The organism is Salegentibacter tibetensis, from assembly GCF_020164485.1.
In the GTDB taxonomy this organism is placed as follows: domain Bacteria; phylum Bacteroidota; class Bacteroidia; order Flavobacteriales; family Flavobacteriaceae; genus Salegentibacter; species Salegentibacter tibetensis.
The window spans coordinates 1-17,340 of record NZ_JAIQZA010000049.1; the positions used below are offsets into that span (position 1 = coordinate 1).

The window sequence follows — 17,340 nt, forward strand, 5'->3', positions numbered from 1 at the left end:
GTGCGACAGTCTTGTTTATCAACAGGTTCAACAGATCGGTATCTTTCAATCGCAGCTTGCGGAACTTAGTCAAGGAACTGGAATTGATAACTGCATCTTCGGGCGCCATCTCAAGAAAATACTTGAAAGACATATCATATCGTGAACGCTCCACTACATCCACGTCTGAAATAGAATAGATCGTTTTCAATAATAAGTATTTAAACATGCGGATAGGACTTTCTGCATTTCTCCCATTAGTTGCACAATATTTATCTACCAGTTCATCATGGATAAAAGAAAAATCAATTAATTCATTGATTTTTCTAAGAAGATTGCCCTTGGGTACGATTAAATCATATAGATCGGAATACGCACTTAACTGAATTTTTTGTTGCTGCAATAACATATATAAGTCGCGGTTAATCAGTATTTAAAATACGAAAAAAGGAGTAAAAACACTACGGCTTCTACTCCTTTTTACTCACTTTAATTCAATTTCTTCAGGGACTTTTTCAGTGCCCTCCTTTCGAGGAGGGGTTTTTTATTGGTACCCGCAGTAATAAAATTACTCCGGCAATAAAAAATACCACTAAAAATAAGATGGAATTCCTAACGCTTCCGGTAATTTGGGCAACAATTCCGTAGAGAAACATTCCTATTACAATTCCTATCTTTTCGGATACATCATAAAAACTAAAATAACTTGCAGTGTCTACAGCTCTCTCGGGAAGCATTTTTGAGTAAGTTGAGCGGGAAAGTGACTGTATACCGCCCATCACCAAACCTACTGCAGCAGCAGCCACATAAAATTGCTGGGGGCTTACTATAAAAAATGCATAACCACAGATTGCAATCCATATTAAATTGATGAAAATAAGGATCTTAATATTCCCAAATTTCACCGCAAGTCTCGAAGTTAAGGTTGCACCCACAACAGCTACAAGTTGAATTAATAAAATGCTGATAATTAATCCCGAAGTTGCATCCTGATCTCCCCACTCCAATTCTTCTATTCCAAAGTAGGTAGCTACCAGCATTATAGTTTGCACGGCCATACTATACACAAAAAATGCAGCTAAATAGCGCTTAAGCTGAATATTGTGTTTAAGTGTAAGCCATATTCCACGAAGTTCCCTGAATCCATTAAAAAGGACGTTTTTTGTAAATGCAGCCTTCTTATTTCCTTTAGGTAAATAAGCATAAGTATATTGACTAAAGCCAATCCACCAAACTCCCGTTAGAACAAAAGATAAACGGGTGGGGAAAGTTTCACTTTCAAAACCAAATGCTTCATAATTTAGGATCATTACCAGGCAAACAATTAGCAAGATCACGCTCCCAATATATCCCAGAGAAAATCCCTGCGCGCTAACTTTATCCTGCTGATTGGGAAAAGCGATATCGGGTAGATATGAATTATAGAAAACCAGGCTCGCCCAAAACCCTATAAGCGCCAAGAAATAGCAAAGCAAGCCAAACCACAGGTAATCCAGGTCAAACCAGAAAAGCCCGATACAGGAAAAGGCGCCCAGATAGCAGAAGAACTTCAGAAAATTCTTCTTGTTTCCAACATAATCGGCAATTCCCGATAAAAACGGACTCAATATGGAAACCGCCAGAAAAGCGGATGCCGTTACATAACTTATTAAGGAATCGTTATTAAAGCTAAAACCAAGGAAATCTACAGTATCGTCCAGGATAGTTCCATCTTCGTCTTTTACGATAGTGAGCGCTCCATAGAATATAGGGAAAATGGCCGAGGAAATAACCAGACTGTAAACCGAGTTAGCCCAGTCATAAAAAGCCCAGGCATGTAATAACTTCTTATGCCCTTTGGGAAGTTTACTCATTCATTCCGGTTTTTGCAGAGCTCTAAAATAGAAAAAGCTGCCTTAAAAGACAGCTTTTTCATATAATTTATAAGTTATATTCTATTGAAAACTGGTTACCCCATATTTCTTAGCTTCAGCTTTAGCTTCGGGTGCCCATTTTTGAAGATTATTAATCCTGGTTTGGTTTGAAGGGTGAGTACTTAAAAATTCTGGTGGAGCCTGACCATCACTTGCCGCGGCCATTCTTTGCCATAATTTAGAAGCTTCATCTGGATCGTACCCGGCAATTGCCATCAAGGTTAATCCAATTCTATCTGCCTCGGTTTCGTGGCTACGACTAAAAGGAAGCATAACTCCTAATTGAGTCCCCAAACCATAAGCCTGAGCAAATATTTGCTGGGTTTCCTGGCTTCTACCACTTACCGCAACCGAACCTGCTACAGCTCCAAGTTGTTGCAATTGCGCTGCACTCATTCTTTGAGCTCCGTGGTCTGCAAGGGCGTGGGCAATCTCATGGGCCATAATTACAGCTATCCCGGTTTCAGATTCAGCTACCGGTAAGATGCCAGTAAAGAAAACTATTTTTCCTCCGGGCATTGCAAACGCGTTTATTGCGTCATCCTTTACGAGATTATATTCCCATCTAAAATCATCTAAAAAGCCCTGATAATTATTGGCGTTTAAATATCTTTCAGCTGCAGTTTCAATCTTATTACCTGTTCGTTTAATCATTTGAGCTTCTGCGGTACCGGTTACTACCTCGTTTTCAGACAGAAACTGATCGTATTGCTGAAAAGACGCCGGAAACAACTGATCGTTAGAAACAAAATTTAAATTTTTCTCACCTGTAAAGGGATTGGTTTTACAAGCTACAACGAGCAGTAAAACGGCAATCACACTTATTATTTTCTTAAGTTTCATATCTTATCTTATTATCTTATTGGTTTAGTTTTGTTAAAATTACAAAAGCCTTTAATGCTTACTTATTGCTTTAAGCATCATTTAACAAATTATAGTTTTCAAAAATGATACCACAAAAATAACTCTCGGTTTAGGTAGAAATCACAAAAGCTATTCGGCATTCAGGAAATATGTAAATTGCGGTCTCATTACCCATAAGAAATGAATCAGCAGAAAAAAGATCAAACCCCAGTGCAGCGCCTGCTTGTACCAAATTATATACGTTATACAGGAAAAGTACTTTCTAAACTTTCACCTTTTGTAGCAAGTCGATTTGCGGCCCAACTTTTTTTAACTCCATTTAAATATAAGCTGCCGGATCGAGAAAAGAATATGGATCAACTCGCCGCACAACAGAGACTTGAAATCCCAAAAACAAAAAGGGAAATTGTTATTTATGAATTCGGAGACAACCCTAAAAAAATACTACTTATTCACGGCTGGAGTGGCCGTGGCACGCAATTAGCAAAAATAGCCGAAGCTTTAAAGGAAAAAGGTTACAGTACAATTAGTTTTGATGCGCCGGCACACGGTAAAGCACCCGGTAAAAAAAGTATGATGCTCGATTTTATTGATGCCGTACATTTTTTAGATGAAAAACACGGACCTTTTGAGGCAGTAATTGGACATTCGCTTGGTGGCATGGCAACTCTTAGAACGGTAAAAGAAGGTTTAAAAACCAAGAAGCTGGTTATAATAGGTACTGCCAATAGTATAACTCACATAACGCGCGAATTTGCCCGAAACCTTAAAATGAACCGAAAGGTAGCCGATAAAATGAAAGCTCATTTCGATAAAAAATTCGATATTGATATGGATAGTTATTCCGGGGCGGTATCAGCCAAAGAAGTAAATATACCCACCCTTGTAATTCATGATGAAAATGATGTAGATGTAAAAATATCTTCAGCATACGAAATTCATGAAGTACTGGAAAACAGCGAATTGTTTATCACCAAAAGCTTAGGACATCGTCGCATCTTAGGTGATTTTAAAGTAATTAACAAAATCACAACGTTCATCGCGAGATAATCTTCGTACTTTTAAAAGAAAAAAAGAGATTGTTTTATAGCTTTGTTTTCGACAAGCTGTCCTGAACCTTCGAAATCGTTTCAAACTTTTTCTCGAATTGCTCCGGAATATTAATTTATTTCTATAAAGGAATTCGATTTCCTAATAAATCCCGACTGAACGGACGGGCGACTTTGAGCAGGTTCCGAAATAACTCAGGATGACCTCTAGAAATTTTCTAAATAAACTCTTTCAATTATGACTAATCTCCAAAAAGAGTAATCATTTAAATTTGTATAAGCAATGAAAAAGATAATTCCCATTTTACTAGCAATATTCATTATAAGTTGCCAGGGTAATGCGCAAAAAGATCAAGAGAAAGAACAGGAAAAACAGGAGAAATTCGAAGTTTCCAAAACCGATAAAGAATGGAAAGCAGAGTTGACCGACGCAGAATATCGGGTTTTAAGAAAGGCTGCTACTGAACCTTCGTTCTCCAGTCCATTAAACGATATCAAGGAACCGGGAACTTTTGTTTGTGCTGCCTGCGGAAATGAATTATACAAAACCGAACACAAATTTATGAGCGGCACGGGCTGGCCAAGTTTTGATCGCGCCATTGAAGGCGGAGTCGGCTACGGAAGTGACACTAAACTAGGTTACCAAAGAAGCGAAGTGCACTGTGCACGTTGCGGTGGTCACCTGGGGCACGTTTTCGAGGATGGACCCAGAGAAACCACAGGAAAAAGACATTGCATTAACGGGATTGCGATGGATTTTGAACCAGACGAAAAATAGATTTCTACCTATATGGAAATCACAAAAAAATTAAAGATTTCCGTCTTCACGGAAATGACTAAAATTTTATTATGAAAAAATACAGTATAGAAAAACCTGAAACCGAATGGAAAGAACAACTTTCAGAAGAACAATTTCGGGTATTGAGAGAAAAGGGTACTGAAGCCCCGCACACCGGGAAATACAATATGCATTTTGAAGATGGTGAATATTTTTGTGCCGGTTGTGGAGAAAAACTTTTTGATAGCGAAGCCAAATTTGAAAGTGGCTGCGGTTGGCCAAGTTTTGATAAAGCCATAGAAGGAAAAGTAGAATACATACAGGATAAAACTTTTGGTATGATGAGAACTGAAATTCTATGTTCTAACTGTGGCGGCCATCTTGGCCACGTTTTTGATGATGGACCTACTGAAACCGGCCAACGCTATTGCGTGAATTCGGCCAGTATTAATTTTAATAAATAACAACCTAACACCTATAATTATGAAAAAACTATTTTCAATTTTATTTATGACCACTTTTTTATTCACTGCCTGTTCCAGTGATGGTGAAAGAGGACCACAAGGACCTCCAGGTCAGGATGGACAGGACGGAATCAATGGCGGAACAGCAACGATTTTTGAAATTAATTCAGACTTTTTTTATGATGGTGATGCCAATCTATGGACTACTGATTTTTTATCATTTGAAGACTTTACCGATGTTGAAGTTCTTGAAACAGACATTGTGCTGATTTATCGTTTAGATGCTGTAGGACAGTTAGATGATGGTAGCGATGTGGATGAATGGAGTATGTTACCTCAGAATTTTTTCACTGACGAAGGAACCATACAGTATGTTTTCAACCATACTTTTGTAGATACTGAAATTTTTATCGATGGAAATTATGACCTAAGCAGTTTAAGTAATGATTTCACTACAGATCAGATCTTTAGAATTGCTATTATTCCTGCTGATTTTCATGAAAACGCAAGTTTTGACAGTTCAAATTTTGGATCATTAATGAATTCATTAGATCTAAAGGAACAGGATATAAAGAAAGTCGGAAAGCTTAAATAATACCAGAGATAAATTTAAAATTAGACCTCATTGGTTTCCAAACCAGTGAGGTCTTTGTATTTAAATACTTTAGAAGCTTTAAAAGCATTTTCACCTAATTGTAGCGGGCAAAAACTTAGTGTCAACCTGAACTGATTTCAGGTTCTAATAACTTTTAAATTTTGCACTTAATAAGTTATGAAATAATTCCAAAGGCTTCGGCACAGAACTTCAATCTTTACTTTGCTAAGCCCCTTTTTCATTTCCCTCTATACTCCCCGTTAAAACTTTCAGTTTAAATGATTATTCCTTAAATTCGCAACTTCACTAACTAAGTGAGTATATCAAATACTTCGATTTTTACGTCGAATTATTTTTATTTTTCAATCTAATGCCTCTAGGCTTGCCTCGAGGGAGTTTATTAAGCATAATAAAAAATTCCGAATATGAGTAAATACGATATCATTGTTTTAGGTAGTGGCCCCGGAGGTTACGTAACCGCCATTAGAGCTTCACAATTAGGGTTTAAAGTCGCTATTGTAGAAAAAGAAAGCCTTGGGGGCGTATGTTTAAACTGGGGATGTATCCCAACCAAAGCGCTTTTAAAGAGTGCCGAGGTGTTTGATTACCTAAAACACGCCGAAGATTACGGTTTAAGTTTGGAAAATCCTGATAAAGATTTTTCTAAGGTCATTAAACGTAGCCGTGATGTGGCCGCGGGAATGAGCAAGGGAGTGCAATTCCTGATGAAAAAGAATAAAATTGACGTAATTGAAGGCTTCGGAAAACTAAAATCTGGTAAAAAAGTCGCTGTTACAGATAAAGACGATAAAACCAAAGAATACCAGGCCGACAATATTATTGTAGCTACCGGCGCCCGTTCTCGCGAATTGCCAAACCTTAAACAGGATGGTAAAAAAGTGATTGGTTACCGCGAAGCAATGAGTCTTGAAAAACAACCAAAATCTATAATCGTGGTTGGATCAGGTGCTATTGGAGTTGAGTTCGCTCACTTCTATAACGCTATGGGTACTGAAGTTACCGTGGTAGAGTTTTTACCAAACGTAGTACCATTGGAAGATGAAGAGATTTCCAAGCAATTTGAGCGCAGCATCAAAAAAGCCGGAATTAAGGTAATGACCAATTCTTCGGTAGAAAGTGTAGATACTTCAGGCAAGAAAGTAAAAGCCAAGGTGAAAACTAAAAAAGGTGAAGAAACGCTTGAGGCAGATATCGTGCTTTCAGCAGTTGGAATTAAAACCAATATTGAAAATATAGGACTTGAAGATCTTAAGATCAAGACCGAAAAAGATAAAATTATTGTAGACGATTTCTATAAAACAAACGTAGACGGAATTTACGCGATTGGAGATGTAGTTCACGGACCAGCTCTGGCACACGTTGCTTCTGCGGAAGGTATACTTTGTGTAGAAAAAATCAAAGGAATGGAAGTAGAGCCATTAGACTACGGAAACATCCCCGGCTGTACGTATGCTACTCCTGAAATTGCATCGGTTGGAATGACTGAAAAGCAAGCCAAGGAAGCAGGTTACGAGCTTAAGGTTGGTAAATTTCCATTTTCAGCTTCTGGAAAGGCAAAAGCCTCAGGAAAGTCAGATGGATTTGTAAAAGTGATCTTTGACGCCAAATACGGTGAATGGTTGGGTTGCCATATGATTGGCGCCGGAGTTACCGATATGATCGCAGAAGCGGTTCTTGGACGTAAACTGGAAACTACAGGACACGAAGTATTAAAAGCAGTTCACCCTCACCCAACCATGAGTGAAGCGGTTATGGAAGCCGTAGCAGCCGCTTATGATGAAGTAATTCATATTTAAGAGTTGGAAATACAAAACTGAAGTTTATAAAAAATCCCCGAAGCATTATTGTTTCGGGGATTTTTTTGTTAATATACGATCTCTCATTGAAAATCCTTGTTTCAGCTTCTATCATTTTCAAATTTCAACACATTAGATTCTGAAATAAATTACCATTTGACGGAGATAGATTTTATTATTTATTAGAGAATTATTGGAGTAGGTATAAAATACTTATTAGAAAATTTAAGTGGCCTATCGAAAATTGATCGTGAAATTTGAAGTGAGATGTCGTTTAAATTTTCTGCTGTTTGAGCGACACGTCTTTTTCTCGTTACTCACATTTTCCTCGCGAGTTCAGAAAATTTAGACATCGAACGAAAAATTTAGATCCATTTTCGTAAGCCTAGATTTTTTGGTTCTTTTTCATCAATGGAAAAAGAACAGAACACCAATCTATTTCAGCCTCATTAATAAATTCAATAATATCATATTTATCTGTCATTTCCCTCCGCTAGATAAAACTTTTTTATCTCAGACCTCAGGATGACGCATATAAAGACTTTACGAAAAACAGCTGCTAATTAGTGGTCTAGTCTATATTTTTGTTGTAATCTACTTTCGGAATAAAAATTCAATCCAATAACAAATCACAATACATAAAACTGGTATCCCAGGATTTCTGATTTGTCGTAAAACAATCATCCTCTAATTCTTCAACAGGTTTATAATATTTCTCTACCATCTCCCCTATTTTAAAGTCAACGGGTTCTTTAAAAATCGGTCCGTCAAACACGAAAGTGTGAAATTCCCCATTTTCTCCGCAGGGATCTACACCTTCCGGCAGATCATTTAAAAAATCACTATCGATAGTTCTTCCACAGAAAGATTTATCTAGTTTTTCATTATTTACACAAACCACAATCGCTTTAAATCCAGAGGAAATAAATTCTTCCACGAGTTCTTTTGTGTTCCTATTCCAAAGCGGAAAAACCGCCTTCGCTCCAATTTTCTCCAATTGTTTTTCGCGATAACGCTTTAGATCTTCCAAAAAAATATCCCCAAAAATACTATGAGTGAAACCTTCATCTAAAAGTTTATTGGTTTCCACTTCCATCACCTCATTATACTTTTGCATAGAAATTTCTCCGTGCAATTCTATTTGATGAAGTGGCAAGTCTAAACACTCGGCCTGTTTCTGCAGTAATTCTATTCTCACACCATGCATGGAGATTCGATTAAATTCTGTGTTTACTGTAGTAACTAATTTTTCAACCGAATATTCCCCCTCCTTACAAACCTTATAAAGCGACATTGCCGCATCTTTTCCACTACTCCAGTTTAGATAGGCTTTTTTCATTATTTTTCATTTAAAAAACTCTGAATGGCCAGATTGTAACCCAAAAGTCCAAATCCAAGAATCACACCTTTTGCGTTGGGTGCGATATAAGATTTATGACGGAACTCTTCCCGCGCATGTGTATTGGAGATATGCACTTCTACCACCGGTGTTTGTATACCTTTTACTGCATCTGCCAACCCAATCGAGGTGTGCGTATATGCGGCCGCGTTTAAAACAATACCGTCAAAATCTCTATCGGCTTCGTGGAGTTTACCAATGAGCTCCCCTTCTATATTACTTTGAAAATAGGAAAGTTCGGTTTTTTTAAATTTAAACTGAAGTTCAGAAAAGTAAGTTTCAAAAGTTTTATTTCCGTAGGTGTCGGGTTCACGGGTTCCCAAAAGGTTTAGATTTGGTCCGTTGATAATCATTATCTTCATTTTTTACCGCTTAAATGGTTATACCTGTAAAGGTAAAAAATAAGATATAGTTGCCTCATAAAAAACCCTTCAGAAAAAATGATCATCCATTGGGGGAAGTCCAAATTTTAAGAAGGGTAATTCCTGGTTGGTTAGTTTTCGTTATAATCCAAATTCAATTCCAATATTTATTGAGCCATAGCTACCACCATCTACACTTATTCCGGTATAAGAACCAATGAGGCCAATTTTACCGAAGTTATAACCAATTTGTGGCCTGTAATAGAACCCACCATCATTCCCATCGTTAAGACCAACAGCGTAGCCAATATCGGTACCAAATAAGAAGCCTCTTGCCAGGGAAACCCGGCCGGACGCCGCGATAGGTAGAAAAGCAGGATCGTCTATTTCAAATCCTCCAAAATCATCTTCATCCATAAAAAAACGGGTGTAGCCAACCATAGGACCTACAAAGAGCATATCTGCAACTCCTATCATATATGCCAAATCGGCACCCGCCTGAAAATTACTAACTTCATCAATATCTCCTACCGGTAGACCTATGTTAGCGCCAACTCTTAACCCACTTTGAGCTTGCATCACGGTGACTCCCATTAGCATAAAACAAATAATAAGTACTAATCGTTTCATAATTTTACATTTTTGTTTACTTAAATAAAGATATAATAATCAGCAAACAAATCACTCACATGCAATGAATTACAGGATTTCAGGTATAAAAAAAGCGGAAGATAAACTTCCGCTTTAAATTTCATAGGTGTTGTTGGAACTGCCTTAAAACATTAGTCCAATTCCTAACTGGATTCCGTTATTTTTTATGGCATCATCATCCCAGTTGTCGCTATCAAACACATCGGTAAATCCTTGTGTGTACCTGGCCGAAGCAAAAAATCCATTATTAAATTTATAAGAAGCACCAATTGCTCCCCCAAATTCAAAAGTACTTCCGGCTTCACTATCAAATTCAACTTCAGAACCTCCAGATTTCAAATCATATTCTTCTTCTACAAGGAAGTTAAAAGATGGTCCTGCTTCAATAGAAAGTCCATCTATCAGGTAAATTTTAGCTAAAACCGGCACCTGAATATAATCCAATTGATATTCACCACTAAAATTCTGTCCGGCAATCATTCTGTTCGCTTCAAGACCCTGAGTTGCATACAACACCTCTGGTTGAAGGGAAAAACGATCACTTAAAGGAATTTCAGAAAGTAAACCTAAGTGAAACCCTGTTCTGCTTTGTTCATCTTCAAAGCCATCTGAAGACATGTTGGTGAAATTCACACCACCCTTAGCTCCAAAATATACGAATTCCTGTGCACTTGCTGCGCTAGTAAAACCAAATACGGCAATTACTGCAATTAAAATCGACTTTTTCATTACTTTCATTTTTGTTAGTGTTACAAAGACAAATGTAGGAACAGGCTTCTTAATAAAATGTTATCTAAGCCTAAAGTATTACTAAGATTAAGGTGAATAGTTTATATCTTTAACGTATGAAATGGGCTTCGGCATTACAGGAATATTGCAACTATCTTCGCATAGAACGCGGACTTTCAGATAACTCTATCAGCAATTACAGGTTAGATGTTGTAAAACTTATCAACTTTTTAGAAGTTAAAAAATACAAGGTGACTCCTATCCAAATTCCTGAGGAAACTGTTCAGCAATTTATTTATGAAGTCGCAAAGGAGGTTAATGCTCGCTCGCAATCGAGAATAATATCTGGTTTACGCGGATTCTTCAATTATCTTGTTTTTGAAGATTACCGCAAAGATAATCCTTTAGACCTTATAGAATCCCCTAAAATAGGACGTAAACTACCCGACACCATTTCTACTGAAGAAATAGACCTGCTTATTGCAACTGTTGATCTAAGCAAAGCTGAAGGCGAGCGAAACCGCGCCATTCTGGAAACTTTATATGGCTGCGGGTTGCGGGTTAGCGAACTCACCGAACTCAAAATTTCAGATCTTTTCTTTAAGGAAGGCTTTATAAAAGTTACGGGGAAAGGCAATAAGCAACGTTTTGTCCCAGTTTCAAACTACACCCAGAAATTCATCAATATTTATAAAGACGAGGTTAGAATCCATCAAAAGATTAATAAAGAAGATTCAGACACCTTGTTTTTAAACCGAAGAGGAAATAAACTAACCAGGGCTATGATCTTTACAATCATTAAACGTCTGGCAGAAAAAGCAGGAATTCAAAAAAAAATAAGTCCGCACACTTTCCGGCATTCTTTTGCCACACATTTACTGGAAAACGGGGCTGATCTTCGTGCCATTCAACAAATGTTAGGTCACGAAAGCATCACCACCACAGAAGTTTATATGCACGTAGATCGAAAACACCTTCGGGAAGTCATGGAACAATTTCATCCGCGACGCTAAGGCTATTAAATTTGGGTTAAACCTGCGAGTATCCTTCTAGAAGCCCTGATTTATTAGTATTTTCAAACTGATTGATTTTATTAAAAACTACTACTGAAAATATAAAACATCTTTAAAATGAAAACATTAAAATTTAAGAATGGCGATGAAATGCCGGCCATAGGACTAGGCACCTGGAAATCTGGCAAAGAAGAAGTTAAGGAAGCCGTAAAAATCGCTTTAAATAATGGATACAGACATATTGATTGTGCTGCAACTTACGGAAATGAAGACGCAGTAGGTGAAGCTTTCTCTGAAGTTTTTACTGAAGGGAAAATAAAGCGCGAAGATGTATGGATTACTTCAAAACTGTGGAATAATGCTCACAAAAAAGAAGATGTTATCCCGGCTCTTAAAAAGACTTTAAAAGATTTGCAGCTAGATTATTTAGACCTCTATTTAATTCACTGGCCGGTGGCTTTTAAACCTGGGGTGAGTTTCCCTGAAAATGATGCAGATTATTTATCATTGGAAGAAGTGCCAATTATTGAAACCTGGAATATGATGCTGGAAGCCAAAAAACAGGGATTGGTAAAACACGTTGGTGTTTCCAATTTTAGTGCTATGAAACTGGAAGAATTAATGGAAGAAACTTCAGAACATCCAGAAATGAACCAGGTAGAATTGCATCCTTATTTGCAACAAAATGAATTATTGGAATTTTGCAGTAAACATAATATTCACGTCACCGCATTTTCGCCCCTTGGAAGTGGCGACCGCCCAGATGGTTTAAAAGCAAAAAATGAACCTTCATTACTGGAAAATCCAATTATAAAGAAGATTGCTAAAAAACATAGTGCAACCGCGGGACAGGTTTTGATAAAGTGGAGTGAAATGCGCGGAACTGCAGTAATTCCGAAATCTACTAATGAAGAAAGAATCATAGAAAACCTTGCCAGTGCCGGACTTAATTTAAAAGAAGAAGATCTGGACGCAATAGCCGCTTTAGATGAACATTATAGATATGTAACCGGTGAGTTTTTTGTAACGAAAGGTAACTCTTACGAGAATATCTACGATGACGACAATTATAAAGCTTAATTAGTTAAAATTAAAAAGGGTGTTTGGAAAATAGTTACTACGTCATTCTGAATTCACTTCAGAATCTAAGATGTTAGACCCTGAAACAAGTTCAGGGTGACGGTGTTAAATTTCCAAACACCCTTCTTTATATAAGATTTTAAAATATTTTTTAAGCTCTATTTAGCAATATTAACTGCTCTGGTTTCCCTGATTACAGTTACTTTAACCTGACCCGGATAGGTCATATCGGTTTGGATCTTTTGGGAAATTTCAAAAGAAAGGTTTGAAGCTTTTTCATCGTTGACCTTTTCACTTTCCACAATCACTCGTAATTCACGACCTGCCTGAATAGCATAAGCTTTCTTCACACCACCAAATCCGAAGGCGATCTCTTCAAGATCTTTTAAACGCTGAATATAGGAATCGAGCACCTGTCTTCTCGCTCCCGGTCTGGCACCACTAATAGCATCACAAACCTGAACAATAGGAGAAAGCAGAGAGGTCATCTCTATCTCATCGTGGTGAGCCCCTATAGCGTTACAAACTTCTGGTTTTTCACCGTGTTTCTCGGCCCATTGCATTCCAAGGATTGCGTGAGGTACTTCTGTTTCGGTTTCCGGTACTTTACCTATATCGTGCAATAATCCGGCGCGTTTGGCAAGTTTAGGGTTAATACCAAGCTCTGACGCCATCACACCACAAAGTTTTGCAACTTCCCTGGAGTGCTGTAATAAGTTCTGTCCGTAAGATGAGCGGTATTTCATTCGGCCTACCAATTTGATCAATTCAGGGTTTAAGCCGTGAATTCCAAGATCAATTACCGTACGTTTTCCAATATCTATTATTTCCTCGTCAATTTGTTTACGGGTTTTTTTAACGATCTCTTCAATTCTGGCCGGGTGAATTCTACCGTCAGTTACCAGTTTATGCAAGGATAAACGGGCAACTTCCCTTCTAACAGAATCAAAACATGAAAGTATAATAGCTTCCGGAGTATCATCTACAATAATCTCTACACCGGTTGCAGCTTCAATAGCCCTGATATTTCTACCCTCACGGCCAATAATCCTACCTTTAACATCATCGCTTTCCAGGTTGAAAACCGAAACACAATTCTCAATCGCTTCTTCAGTTCCAATTCGTTGAATAGTGGTAATTATGATTTTCTTCGCTTCCTGCTGTGCAGTTAACTTGGCTTCTTCTACGGTATCCTGAATCAGCGCCATTGCATCTGTCCTTGCACTGTCCTTAAGCGCCTCAGAGAGCTGTGCTTTAGCTTCATCTGCAGAAAGCCCGGAAATCACTTCTAATTGCTGAATTTGGCTATTGTGCAGTTTGTCTATCTCTTCCCGTTTCTTTTCCAGGTATTCAACACGATGATTATAATCGGCTAGCTTATCTTCAAACTCTTTATTGAGTTTTTTATTTTTAGAAAGTTCTCCGGAAACCTGTGATTCTTTATCCCTGATGCGCTTCTCGGCATCGTTCATCTTCTTATCACGGTTCAGGATTACTTTCTCATGTTCCGATTTTAATTCAATGAACTTCTCTTTGGCCTGAAGAATCTTATCTTTCTTGATACTTTCTCCTTCAGATTTAGCTTCTTTAAGAATATTTGCCGCCGTTTTCTTAGCGTTCTTGATGGTTTGTGAAGCTCTTTTTCGCTCCAACTGCTTGGCAATAGCAAATCCTATTGCTGCGCCAATAACCCCGATAACTATATTTAATAATATTTCCATATTTAAAATTTATGTATAAAAAAAGCCTGTATTAGATAGGTTTTTGGATTAAACTCCTTAAAAACAAGTTTAGGGCTAACAAGCTGATCAAGAATCCGCTCATCCCGAAATATCGGGAGCGGCGCGCTTTTACAACTTAGACTCACCCTCTTTAAAGAATCTCTGTTGAGTTTATCAAAATATCACTAATACAGGCAGTAACCTTTATTTATTTAAAGAACGTTTATGACACCAAATGCTTCTGCAGTAAATCGTTAAGTGATTTAAGTTTATCTTCTGCTTGAAGTGTATCGGTAGATCTTTCTATATCTTTTTGCTCGGTTTGGGCGGCAAATTGTAAAGCGCACATGGCTAATACATCCTGCTTATCCCTTACGGCATAACTTTGCTCAAATTGCTTAATCATAGCCTCAATCTTCTTCGCTGCCTTGCGTAAACCTTCTTCCTGTTGTGGATTTATGGTTAAAGGATACACACGATCTGCAATAGAAAGTTTTATTTTTAGTTTATCGGCCATATTTATTATTCAGATAATTGAACGATACACTGATCAATTTCCCTTATTAAGCTGTTTAATTTAAGCTTAGTTTCTGTTTTAAATTCAGTACTGCCCAGCATTGCATTGGCGGCTTTGAGGTTTTGAACTTCCTGATTAGAACCTTCAAGTTTTTGAGTTAATCTTAGATTTTCATCCTTAACAGCTATCATTTCTTCCTCTAAAGAACTTTGAATCTGCTTTAAATTTTCATATTTATGAAGCAGTTTACTAATCCTATTTTCAAGGCTATCAACGATTTCTGTCAATTCACTCATAAAAGCCAAATGTAATGCTTATCCCCACAAAGTTAACATTCGCGCTCTAATATGCCAATTGTTTTTTCGTCTATTTTTAAAAATAGGCAAGACTATTGCTAAGTTTCTAAGCACTAAGGCTTTAATTTTTGGTTAAACTTTAATTAACTTTACCGCCCGGTTAGACCCCAAATAAAAAATTTATATGAAATCTACTTTAGCTGTTTTTCTTTTATTCGTTAGCACTACAATCTTGGCCCAGCCTCAGGTTCCGCAAGATTATTTTCAAAAACCGCTAGATGTACCTTTGGTACTATCGGGTACTTTTGGAGAATTGCGTTCCAATCATTTTCATAGTGGGTTGGACATTAAAACCCAACAGCGGCAGGGACTTAATGTAGTCGCTTCAGCCAAAGGTTATGTAAGCCGAATCAATATTCAGCATTATGGCTACGGAAAAGCCCTTTACGTTCAACACCCTAACGGATACACTACAGTCTACGCCCATTTAAAAGAATTCTCTCCTGAAATTGAAGCCTATGTCAAGAAAAGGCAATACGCTAATGAAACCTATGAGATAGAACTTTTTCCCGAAGCCGGAGAACTACCGGTAGAAGCCAACGAACTTATAGCTTTTAGCGGAAACACCGGCGGTAGCGGCGGCCCTCACCTGCACTTTGAAATTAGAGATGGCAGCCAGCGACCAATGAACCCAAAGCTCTTCGGAATAAATATTAAAGATAGCCGCGCTCCGATAATAGATGGTTTATATGCCTATCCTTTAGATGCCGAAGCGCACGTAAATAATTCCCGGGAGCGCCAGAAAATAAATCTTACCCCGCTGGAAGACGGGAGTTATATTGCCCGTGAAATTGATGCCTGCGGTAATATTGGTTTTGGGGTTTCCTCGGTAGATCAACAAGATGGAGCACCAAACCGAAACGGAATTTATCAAATTGAAGCTGAGCTAAATGGAGGCCGCGTATTCACCTTACCCTTTAAGCGGTTTTCTTTCGCCGAAAGCCGACATCTTAATCAGCTAATTGATTATGAATATTATAGTAAAAACAAGAAACGTATCCAAAAACTTTTTGTTGAAGACGGCAATCCGCTGAGCCTTTATCAGGATGTAGTAAATAAGGGAGAACTTCATATTCAGGATAGCCTTAATTATAATTACACAATAAAAGTAAGTGACTTTGCCGGAAACCAGCGCGTGATAAGAATTCCAATAAAGGGAATACAGCGAAATGATATTCCGCCTAAAAAAGAAGAGAAAACCGATTATTTTGCGCAGGCGAATCAGCCATTCGCTGCTGAAGCCAACGGTATGGATATTTATATTCCTGCCGGAAGTCTTTATAAAGACACCTACCTGGATATTGAATTTAGAGAAGATAAAGTGAAGGTTCATAACGACCACACCCCGCTTCATAAAAATATAACGATAGGGTTTGATGTAAGTGAATATTCTGCGGAAGAAAAAGAGAAACTCTTCATCGCCAGATTGGGTTATGGAAACCGACCAAATTACTCTTCAACTTACAAAAAGGCAAACCGTTTTACTACCGGCACAAGAACTTTTGGGGAATATACGCTGGCTTCAGATGTTACATCACCAAAAATATGGCCTACGAACTTCAGCAATGGCCAGTGGATTTCCAGCAACAATACTTTACAAGTAAAAATTAGCGACGATCTCTCCGGAATTAAAAGTTACCGTGCAACGGTAAACGGGAAATTCATCCTTATGGAATATGAATATAAAAATAATACGCTAACCCACGATTTTAGCGATGGCATAGTAACCGAAACCGAAAACCAGTTAAAAATAATCGTAACCGACAATGTTGGCAACAGCAATACCTATGAAGCTACATTTTTTAGGAAGGATTCATAACTAAACCACTCTGCACTCAAAGTGCAGAGGTTTTTTTTACTAGGGACTGGAAGTCCCCAAGCTACTCCAATATAAAATTGGAATTATCACATGAATCTCGGCGATGATGCTCCAAATATTCATTAACCATCTCATCGGTAATATTTCCTGTACTCCATACTCCATAACCACTTGCCCAAAAATGTTGCCCCCAATATCGTTCCTTCAGTTTTGGATATTCTTGTTGAAGTTTTC

The 17,340-nt window shown here is 37.8% G+C and carries 19 protein-coding genes and 1 other RNA gene; 8 read left to right on the top strand and 12 right to left on the bottom strand.

All coding sequences use genetic code 11. The features are described from left to right. The 3 genes from LB467_RS17355 to LB467_RS17365 form a co-directional block, all read right to left on the bottom strand. Positions 1–388: transposase (locus LB467_RS17355; protein ID WP_224475316.1), on the bottom strand; the 388-nt coding region annotated here is incomplete at its 3' end. Positions 389–494: 106 nt separating this feature from the next. Then, positions 495–1,832, bottom strand: a complete 1,338-nt coding sequence (locus LB467_RS17360; protein ID WP_224475317.1) for an MFS transporter — start codon at positions 1,830–1,832, stop codon at positions 495–497. An 81-nt stretch (positions 1,833–1,913) separates the two neighbouring features. Beyond that, positions 1,914–2,735: a M48 family metallopeptidase gene (locus tag LB467_RS17365; RefSeq protein ID WP_224475318.1), complete on the bottom strand. Its 822-nt coding sequence runs from the start codon at positions 2,733–2,735 to the stop codon at positions 1,914–1,916. Positions 2,736–2,936: 201 nt separating this feature from the next. On the opposite strand from LB467_RS17365, the gene LB467_RS17370 reads away from it, so the two are divergent. The 5 genes from LB467_RS17370 (at position 2,937) to lpdA (ending at position 7,459) form a co-directional block, all read left to right on the top strand. Next, the gene (locus tag LB467_RS17370; protein ID WP_224475319.1) at positions 2,937–3,806 is read left to right on the top strand and encodes an alpha/beta fold hydrolase; all 870 of its coding nucleotides are present in this window, start codon (positions 2,937–2,939) and stop codon (positions 3,804–3,806) included. 282 nt (positions 3,807–4,088) lie between these two features. After that, a complete protein-coding gene (gene msrB, locus LB467_RS17375; protein ID WP_224475320.1) occupies positions 4,089–4,583 on the top strand; it encodes a peptide-methionine (R)-S-oxide reductase MsrB in 495 nt (164 codons plus the stop codon). A 71-nt stretch (positions 4,584–4,654) separates the two neighbouring features. Then, positions 4,655–5,047, top strand: a complete 393-nt coding sequence (msrB, locus tag LB467_RS17380) for a peptide-methionine (R)-S-oxide reductase MsrB (protein WP_224475321.1) — start codon at positions 4,655–4,657, stop codon at positions 5,045–5,047. Between the two features lie 19 nt (positions 5,048–5,066). Then, on the top strand, positions 5,067–5,642 hold the full coding sequence (locus LB467_RS17385) for a collagen-like protein (protein ID WP_224475322.1): 576 nt from the start codon (positions 5,067–5,069) through the stop codon (positions 5,640–5,642). A gap of 425 nt (positions 5,643–6,067) precedes the next feature. Continuing rightward, the gene (lpdA, locus tag LB467_RS17390; protein ID WP_224475323.1) at positions 6,068–7,459 is read left to right on the top strand and encodes a dihydrolipoyl dehydrogenase; all 1,392 of its coding nucleotides are present in this window, start codon (positions 6,068–6,070) and stop codon (positions 7,457–7,459) included. Positions 7,460–8,072: 613 nt separating this feature from the next. Here lpdA and LB467_RS17395 read toward each other — a convergent pair. From LB467_RS17395 to LB467_RS17410, 4 genes are all read right to left on the bottom strand, one after another. After that, positions 8,073–8,798: a Dph6-related ATP pyrophosphatase gene (locus LB467_RS17395; protein ID WP_224475324.1), complete on the bottom strand. Its 726-nt coding sequence runs from the start codon at positions 8,796–8,798 to the stop codon at positions 8,073–8,075. Further along, positions 8,798–9,220, bottom strand: coding sequence for a type II 3-dehydroquinate dehydratase (gene aroQ, locus LB467_RS17400; protein ID WP_224475325.1), 423 nt, complete (start codon positions 9,218–9,220; stop codon positions 8,798–8,800). Before aroQ ends, LB467_RS17395 begins: the two co-directional genes overlap by 1 nt. Positions 9,221–9,361: 141 nt before the next feature. Next, entirely contained in the window at positions 9,362–9,850 is a 489-nt protein-coding gene (locus LB467_RS17405) for a hypothetical protein (RefSeq protein WP_224475326.1), read from the bottom strand. A 144-nt stretch (positions 9,851–9,994) separates the two neighbouring features. Beyond that, positions 9,995–10,600 (bottom strand): porin family protein, encoded by a 606-nt coding sequence (locus LB467_RS17410; protein WP_224475327.1) that lies wholly within the window; start codon positions 10,598–10,600, stop codon positions 9,995–9,997. Positions 10,601–10,716: 116 nt separating this feature from the next. Between LB467_RS17410 and xerD the strand changes: the two genes are divergently transcribed. Next, positions 10,717–11,613: a site-specific tyrosine recombinase XerD gene (gene xerD, locus LB467_RS17415; RefSeq protein ID WP_224475328.1), complete on the top strand. Its 897-nt coding sequence runs from the start codon at positions 10,717–10,719 to the stop codon at positions 11,611–11,613. Positions 11,614–11,730: 117 nt separating this feature from the next. Further along, positions 11,731–12,693, top strand: coding sequence for an aldo/keto reductase (locus LB467_RS17420; RefSeq protein ID WP_224475329.1), 963 nt, complete (start codon positions 11,731–11,733; stop codon positions 12,691–12,693). 158 nt (positions 12,694–12,851) lie between these two features. Here the strand turns inward: LB467_RS17420 and rny are convergent, their stop codons facing one another. The 4 genes from rny to LB467_RS17440 all read right to left on the bottom strand — a co-directional run bounded on the left by rny (position 12,852) and on the right by LB467_RS17440 (position 15,227). Continuing rightward, on the bottom strand, positions 12,852–14,414 hold the full coding sequence (rny, locus tag LB467_RS17425; RefSeq protein WP_224475330.1) for a ribonuclease Y: 1,563 nt from the start codon (positions 14,412–14,414) through the stop codon (positions 12,852–12,854). A 50-nt stretch (positions 14,415–14,464) separates the two neighbouring features. After that, positions 14,465–14,585: non-coding RNA, 6S RNA (gene ssrS / locus LB467_RS17430), on the bottom strand. 52 nt (positions 14,586–14,637) lie between these two features. Next, a complete protein-coding gene (locus LB467_RS17435) occupies positions 14,638–14,931 on the bottom strand; it encodes a cell division protein ZapA (RefSeq protein ID WP_224475331.1) in 294 nt (97 codons plus the stop codon). A 5-nt stretch (positions 14,932–14,936) separates the two neighbouring features. Then, entirely contained in the window at positions 14,937–15,227 is a 291-nt protein-coding gene (locus tag LB467_RS17440; protein ID WP_224475332.1) for a hypothetical protein, read from the bottom strand. A 184-nt stretch (positions 15,228–15,411) separates the two neighbouring features. On the opposite strand from LB467_RS17440, the gene LB467_RS17445 reads away from it, so the two are divergent. Continuing rightward, entirely contained in the window at positions 15,412–17,106 is a 1,695-nt protein-coding gene (locus LB467_RS17445; protein ID WP_224475333.1) for a M23 family metallopeptidase, read from the top strand. A gap of 61 nt (positions 17,107–17,167) precedes the next feature. Here the strand turns inward: LB467_RS17445 and LB467_RS17450 are convergent. Further along, positions 17,168–17,340: transposase (locus tag LB467_RS17450; protein ID WP_224475334.1), on the bottom strand; the 173-nt coding region annotated here is incomplete at its 5' end.